A 312-nucleotide genomic window follows, 5' to 3' on the forward strand; every position below is an offset into this window, starting at 1 on the left:
CAGCTGTTGTGGCTGTGACCGACGGAAGTATTTCAGCCGCAGGAGCAGATCGCTTGACTGTAGCAGTGAGTGCGGCAGCCTTCAATAAATTGGCGGTGAGCTTAGCGAGTCCACAGATAAACGGCACAGCCTTTACAGGCACGAATACTTTAACGGCACAAGATGCGTATGGGAATACGGTTACTTCTTTTGCTGCCAATACGAATAACGTAACAGTAACGACAAGTTTGACAGGAGCGATCACTGGTTTAGGATCTGGAGTAAACAATGTATTGAATCAAGCGGGAGATTTTAGCAGTGGAGTAGCGAACT

Annotated in this window: 1 protein-coding gene; it reads left to right on the plus strand. The window is 47.4% G+C overall.

Annotated elements, in window-relative coordinates:
* Positions 1-312, plus strand: a 312-nt coding sequence (locus U0R11_RS13615; protein WP_406752386.1) for a hypothetical protein, incomplete at both ends; no start/stop codon positions are given.

Origin of the sequence: Aquirufa salirivi (genome assembly GCF_045310485.1) — a bacterium.
GTDB classification, from domain to species: Bacteria; Bacteroidota; Bacteroidia; order Cytophagales; family Spirosomataceae; genus Aquirufa; species Aquirufa salirivi.